This window comes from Maribacter antarcticus DSM 21422 (assembly GCF_000621125.1).
GTDB classification, from domain to species: domain Bacteria; phylum Bacteroidota; class Bacteroidia; order Flavobacteriales; family Flavobacteriaceae; genus Maribacter; species Maribacter antarcticus.
Genome location: NZ_JHZC01000031.1, coordinates 1 through 4,469 on the forward strand (window position 1 = coordinate 1; position 4,469 = coordinate 4,469).

Genomic DNA, 4,469 nt, shown 5'->3' on the forward strand with positions numbered 1-4,469 from the left:
TTTGTTGCTCTACCATAGTCAGACTGTTCATTAGGTAAATTTGCAATAGCAAATTCCAAATCAGGAAGTATTGCTTGACTATAAATTTCTGATTGAGGCGTTTTGTTGGCTTCAATCTCTATACCTTGGGTTTCTTCAAGACTAAGATGGGCGTCCCCAAAAGTGGTGACTACATTAAAATAAAAATAGGCCCTTAAAAAACGTACTTCGGCTATTCGTAAGTTCTTTTGAGCTTCATCCATATCGACATCAGTAGAACGGTTAATAACACCATTCGCTTGGTTGATACCTTTATACCAATTATCCCAGGAATCTGGAATATACCCTTCCTCTCCATTGAGGCCACCATCGTAAAAATTGAATACTTTATGGCCTCCATCAGCACCATTGGTCCAGACATCCGTGCCAAAGGTTAACATCGCAGCACCTATTTCTTGACCATAAAAGGGCTTAAATGTAGCGTACGTAGCTCGTACCCCGTCTTCTAAACCACCTTCAGTTGTATAGTAAGAGGCAGCGGAAACGTCAGTTACCAACTCCTCTTCAATAAATTTATCACATGACTCTGTTGAAAAAGCCAGTGCTAAAACTAATATTATATAAATTTTTTTGTACATACTATTTAAATTATTGGATTTAAACTAATATTTTTTTGCTTAAAATGTAGCGTTTATGGATAAAGAAAACTGTCTTGTACTTGGCACAACTCCACTGTCCAAATTAACACCTATTTCTTCGGAAATTTCAGGGTCAAATGTTGGGAAATTATCCCAAAAGATAAGATTTTGGCCAGCAATTGAAAATCGTAATTTTTCCATTCCTATCGCACTCGTAATCGATTCTGGAAGATTATAACCTAATGAAACATTTCGAAGCTTCACAAAACTACCGTCAAAATACCGCAGTGAGGATCCATTTCTTGGGCGCTCCTGATTTTCATTTGGTCTTGGATTGGCGTTTGTTGGGTTATCAATGGTCCAATAATCAACAGCTAAGTTATTATACCTCCCAAAAAGTGAATTGTTATTAGCGTTGAAATTAGACTGTATTGTTTGCCCTTGTCGAAAAACGAAGAAAATACCCAAATCCAAGCCTTTGTACGAAAATTTACTATTCAGGCCTCCATAAAAGTCAGGTACACCATCACCCAATATTTTTCGGTCATCTGGGGTTATTACTCCATCGCCATTTAAATCGTTTAATTTAATTTCGCCAGGTACTTTATTGTCTGCGGCTAATGCTGCAGCCTCTTCATTTGCTTGCCATATACCTATTTTTTCATAGTCATAAAATACTTGAATGGGTTGGCCAATAAACCATCCATTACCAACATCATCTAAGGGGTTTCCATTAGCATCTGTTAAAGCCAACTCTGTAATTTCTTCTTTGTAAGTAGAAATATTCAAGTCTATATCCCAATTGAAACCATCACCGTCATTATCAATAATACCTGCACTGATGGTAAATTCGAATCCTGTAGTTCTAGTTGACCCAACGTTCTGCAACACACTTTCATACCCTGAAGTGGAGGGTAAGCTTCTTGCTAATAATAGGTCAACCGTATTGGTTCTGAAATAGTCAAAAGACCCTACCAAGCGATTATTTAAGAACCCATAATCTAAACCTATATCTAAGGTCTTTGATACTTCCCAAGTTAAATTTTCATTTGGTATTTCATTAAGTCCGAAACCAAGTGCTGGTGACTCCCCAAAAGCATACACTGTGTTTTCTAACCTACCAGCCGTTTGATACGGATTAACAGAAGTGTTTCCTACTTCACCATAAGAAGCTCTTAACTTCAATTCAGATACAGAGGTCTCTGCTAAAAACTCTTCTTGATCTATTCTCCAACCAGCAGAAATTCCTGGAAAATACTTCCATTGGTTCCCGGGAGCCAATCTTGAAGACCCATCAGCTCTTAATGAGGCTTGAAACAAATATTTACTGTCGAAATCATAATTTACTCTTCCCATAAAGGAAGATAAAGCCCATTCCGTCAAGCTAGAAGCAACTACACCGCCTTGTGTAGCAGAACCCAAGTTGTTAAAGGATTGTGAATCATAGGGTAGTCCAGTCACATTTCCGAAATTACGTTCTATTTTAGATTTTTGAATACTTTGTAGTAACGTGACTTTTAAATTTTGTCGACTCGTCAACGCCTTATTATAGGTTAATAAATTCTCAAGCGTATATCCAAAATCGTTTACATTTTCGATTCCTGCTGTAGGTGGCGCACCTCGCCTTGTGTTTGTTTCGCTAGCTGCAAAAAGACCCCTTCTACCAATTCGAAAATCTGGACCAAAAGTAGTTGTCCATTTTAGGCCTTGCATAAGGTTAATATCTAAATAAAATGGAGCAAAAATTCTAGTTTGTAGCCGCTCGTCAATATAAGCACCTTCTACCAATTCACTTAAGGGATTGGTACGAATACCATCGTTGGTGGGTAAGAATTTCAAATCTCCATTTTCATCAAATGGTACTCCTAATGGGTTATTTGCTAAGGCTTCACCTATAGTAGCGTTAGAACCAAAATTTTGTTCTGTTTTAGACACTAAAAAGGAAGCTCCTACCTTAAATATACGGTTGATTCTATGATCAACGGCTAATCGACCTGTAATTCTCTCAAAATCTTGATTAGATATAATACCTTGTTCCTTAAAATACCCTATAGAAGAACTAAAGGTTGTGTTTTCTGACCCACCACTTATCCCGATTTGGTGGTTGGTTTGATAGCCATTACCAACTACTTTATCTAACCAATTTGTAGACCTACCTTGCTCAAGTGATTCAAGCTCAATTGGGTCTAAAAAAACTTCAGTTTCTACAGGAATAGTTCCATTCCATCCAACCCGTCTTGATTCTCTTTTTAAACCTGCAAACTCTTCTCCATTCATCATATCTACCAACCGTGTTGCAGATGTAACACCATAACGACTACTAAAGGTTACTTTGGTCTTACCAACTCTGCCCCTATTCGTCGAAACTAAAATCACACCATTTGCACCTCTTGACCCATACACAGCAGTTGCTGCAGCATCTTTTAATACTTGCATTGATGCAATGTCGTTAGGGTTAATATCTGCCATGGATGCAGGGCCGTCTATCAAAGGAATACCGTCAACTACATATAGCGGGTCGTTTGACGCGCTAATAGACCGCCTACCACGTATTCTGACTGTTGGATTTTGACCTGGCCTTCCTCCTGTAGATTGAACATCCACACCAGCAATTTGCCCTTTAATAGCATCAATTGTGCTTGCTACCTGAACAATACTCAGTTGTTCTGCGGTTACGGTTTCAATAGCGCCAGTTACTTCACCTTTCTTTTGGGTACCGTACCCCACCAAGACTACTTCATTTAGCATAGCGGCATCTGGCTTTAGACTTATATTAATCGTGGTTTTGCCATTGACCGCGACTTCACGTTTACCGTAACCAACATAGCTGAATACAAGAATACTATTAGAAGCTGCGTTGATACTGTAGTTGCCATCAAAATCTGCAACAGCGCCTGTTGTCGTACCTTTCACTACAACACTTGCTCCGGATAAGGGTATTCCACTTTCGTCTAAAACCTCACCTGTTATTGTTGTTTGAAAATTCTCCATTAGTTTTACTTTTTTAATTGAGTTTCCTAAAATAGGAGAGACAACCAAAATAGCAAGTACAACAGATAGTAGTAAACTTTTTGTTTTCCGACTTAATTTTTTAATGGTTTTTTTTTTCATTTGTTAAGTGTTATTAGGTTGGTTTATTCAGCGTTTTAAGTTTTACTACTGTTCATTGATTTTAGAAAAGCAACATGTGAACGCGATGAATATTTCTTTTACGGATTAAATACTCAACAACGTTTGTTCTAAATTACTTACACCAACGTATTTTTTGAAATTAAAAAATACGTTAACGTACACGTATTGTTAAATATTAGTTAACTAAACTAACAAAACTATTTGTATAAAAAACAAATTATGCAATAATAATGTAATATTATTACGATTTTTTTAATAAAAACAACTATTATTAGTTATTTGTTAGTGTAATAATAATATTAATTGTGTGTCCGTAAACACCTCTAATACGAATAATATTTTGCGTGTTTAATTGATTTTACGCTAGTTAAATATGGATATATTTTCTTTTGGAGTACACTTTACAGATGAGCATAGTTGCAGAATGAATTTTAAAGGACAACGAGACCAACAGGGTGTTATTTGTCATCGATGCCAAGGCACAAATCATTATTGGCTTAAGAACAAGTGGAGTTATCAATGTAAGTCTTGTAATGCAAGAATATTTTTGCGTAGCGGAACTATTATGGAGAGTTCGAAACTATCCTTTATGATTGTGGCCAGTCAATATCTTTACCTGGACCAAGAATGTAAATAGCGGTATCCCCAAGGGCAATTGCTGCTCGAGCAGGTTCGTCACCCACAGCGTCTGCAGCGGGCTCGTCTTTGTTGGCAAACCAA

At 37.2% G+C, this 4,469-nt stretch carries 2 protein-coding genes and 1 pseudogene; 1 reads left to right on the top strand and 2 read right to left on the bottom strand.

Annotated features, from left to right (window positions below; translation table 11 throughout):
• Nucleotides 1–617 (bottom strand): RagB/SusD family nutrient uptake outer membrane protein (locus Q360_RS0116525; RefSeq protein WP_027078061.1); only part of this gene is annotated, 617 nt, incomplete at its 3' end.
• Between the two features lie 39 nt (nt 618–656).
• Nucleotides 657–3,728, bottom strand: a complete 3,072-nt coding sequence (locus tag Q360_RS0116530; RefSeq protein WP_027078062.1) for a SusC/RagA family TonB-linked outer membrane protein — start codon at nt 3,726–3,728, stop codon at nt 657–659.
• A 394-nt stretch (nt 3,729–4,122) separates the two neighbouring features.
• On the opposite strand from Q360_RS0116530, the pseudogene Q360_RS25410 reads away from it, so the two are divergent.
• Nucleotides 4,123–4,344: pseudogene (locus Q360_RS25410) on the top strand (IS1595 family transposase); the annotation flags it as partial.
• Nucleotides 4,345–4,469 lie beyond the last annotated feature (125 nt).